This window comes from Caldibacillus sp. 210928-DFI.2.18 (assembly GCF_020554505.1).
GTDB lineage: Bacteria > Bacillota > Bacilli > Bacillales > Caldibacillaceae > Caldifermentibacillus > Caldifermentibacillus hisashii.
The window spans coordinates 1-2,706 of the sequence record NZ_JAJCHL010000163.1; the positions used below are offsets into that span (position 1 = coordinate 1).

Consider the following 2,706-nt stretch of genomic DNA (forward strand, 5'->3'; position numbering starts at 1 on the left):
GGAAAATTCCTTTAAAAAAATCAAAAATACAAAAAATTTACGTGCGGAATATGCGATTAGACTTCAATTTGGCGAGCTTTCCAATATAAAACTAAAGTGCAAACATTCAGAACGAGGGGCAATCCGTTCAATGCCAGAATAACCTCAGTCATTATGGCAGGCAGCATTCCTTTTCTAGATCATAGCACCCTGCATATATAACTTATAGGATAGCAACGAAATACCCCCAAAATAATGAATTTTAGCGAACTGAAATCCAAGCCTAAGAAATATTCCCCTTTCACATTGGAGTCTCTTATTAATCTTAACGAATATGATCAGAATAAGGATCGTATAAACCAGTTATTAATAACAATGAAAGAATTATAAAGATACTCCCTATACTCAAAAAAATGAAAAAAATTTTTTGTGATCTTTTTTTTGAAAGAAAAGAAATTGCGAAGATTATTAATGAAAATAGTAGCAAAATAATCCCTGCTCCTATATTCATTGGACATATCCCCCCTTGGACTTAAAAAATTTAAATTATGCTATTCATTATATGTCAACTTTAAGAATTTATAAAGAGGATTTTTGGAATAATTTTTTTCAATCTTAACATTTTTCTTCCAGTACATACAAGAATCCCCTAAAAAATAGTATTATCAGATAAATATCGGAAAATATAAAAATACATCGTAAAAAAGGTGCACGAATCCAAATTCCCACGAGTACTTTTTTAAAAAAATTCTTGTATGTGGATAAGTTAAGAAGCCAGGCTTCTTTTTTTTCATTCTTTTTTTTGATCCGTCTAAGGCCATGGCTAACATGACAAAAATGCCAGCCCACAACGCAGCTTCATTTTATCCATTCCCGAATTGTATGAAGCCCAAAGCCGAACGTGGTATCAAGCCGGCTGTCACACGCTCTACAGCTGTACGACTGTTGAATTCCCCTTTCCACTTATAGTTCGATCGATCAATGGGTGTGATAATACGTCTTTCCTCAGATAATGAGATACGGAGTCCTTGTTGCCATCGGACATCGGGCATTGCCTTCTGCCTTCAAATGTAATTCCCATCTGCTTTTCCGGGCAAAGTTTTTTTAATGTTTCACGGCCCTTCTCAAATCCCCCGTTACATATTTCCCGTTGTATACCTGTTTCAGGGCACACCCAAGACACGGTCCCCTTGTGTTATAAACGACATTTTCCTTCTGCAAAAGTAATCGTGTTTTGTCGGGGTCTATCCACTTATTACAGATATCAATAACGGACTTAATCTTCTGCTTATCCAAGAGTTTTACAATTAGATTTTTATCATCATATCCCCGGTCTCCCTCCATCGTATCTGCTCCCTCCAGAACCTTTGGCTGCTTCTTTCTAATTAATTTAAAATTTCATGTCATTAATAACGTCTGAAGCAGACGCTTTGTTACCTTAAATGTTACCGGTAACTCGTAGGTTGCGTCCACCACCAAATGTAGCCTATAGCCAAACCATTTCACATTTTTTTGCCACAGTTTCCCTTCTTTTGTCACACCACTTTAAATCTTCTGGCTGTTATTTGCATCCAGATCCCAATGCCTGTCCTCGATTCACCTTTGTCCCAATGTTTAGAAAATGATAGGATTCTTTATGCTATCGATTGCTATATGCTTACCAAAATCCGGCAACTGTTCAAGGAGCTGTTTCACCAAATTCTCAAACCATTTTTTTAATCATTTCTTCGTGACAGATTTTCATGAGGGATAAAGGATTTAAGAAACCGTGAATTGGCATACGAAGGAGGTATCTAGCCTTCAAAGCCACACATCTCACTTAATTGGCCATTACGGGAGAGCTTCGGGTAATTTTTTCAATGCTTTCATGTTGGAATACGATACCTTCCAAGATGGAAATCCACATGGTATTTGAACGGGGTAGTCATTACGTCCTTTCCTCCTCTTCTTTTCAAGGCTTTGCATTAGGTATGTAGTCCAGTATAAGGCCAAGACGGAGTAAATCTCCAAAACCCTCAATTTCTTTCCACATAAACAGACTCATTTGTGGTATAACAGGTGAACCTCCCAGTGTTAAGATGTTAGGTCTAAAACTATTTTAATTCACTGATGGTGCGGGTTCACCTGATTTGTTGCATTGGAGTGAATTTTTTGTCCCGCACTTATTTTTGTATCATTTTCGCTTGGTTTCCCCTCTTTTTTGGGAAAAATTTTTTATCCTTTTTTTCAAACTCTGGTATTACAAGAAGTCTGTAGCATCGCAATTACCTCTGAAAAAAATGAAAAATATTGTTGATTTGACAAATAAAATAAATTATAATAAGTTTTGAAATTTATGATATGAGGGGGATTGTGTTGTTATGTTGTATAACATTAAAGGGAGAAAAATTTGGGGAGAAAAATTTGTTTATAGGTTCTTTCTGTTTACTGCTGTTATATTGTTGGTTCTTTTTCCAAGCAATTATAAAAAGGCAGATGCAGAGGAAAGTATGAGTAGCTTAAAGGGAAAAATTACTACCGGACTGTTGTTTGACAATACAGTTACTGAAAGTATGAAAGATGATATGGTTGATGATGGGAAGAAAGTAGTTAATTCAAATGAAGGAGAAATGTTGGTTATACCTTCTGACCCTTTTACTATAACATTAGTAAGTGAAGATAATAATTATGTATAGAGCCTCTGCCAAAATAAAAAATATACCCTTGAGCGAGGCTCTGGAAAATTAA

General features: G+C 35.7%; 2 protein-coding genes. One reads left to right on the forward strand and one right to left on the reverse strand.

The window, feature by feature from the left end:
* Nucleotides 1-842 precede the first annotated feature (842 nt).
* On the reverse strand, nt 843-1,031 hold the full coding sequence (locus LIZ98_RS17210) for a hypothetical protein (protein ID WP_227203167.1): 189 nt from the start codon (nt 1,029-1,031) through the stop codon (nt 843-845).
* 1,308 nt (nt 1,032-2,339) lie between these two features.
* On the opposite strand from LIZ98_RS17210, the gene LIZ98_RS17215 reads away from it, so the two are divergent.
* Nucleotides 2,340-2,654 carry a hypothetical protein gene (locus LIZ98_RS17215; RefSeq protein ID WP_227140376.1) on the forward strand — a complete coding sequence of 105 codons (315 nt, stop codon included), beginning with the start codon at nt 2,340-2,342 and terminating at the stop codon, nt 2,652-2,654.
* Nucleotides 2,655-2,706 lie beyond the last annotated feature (52 nt).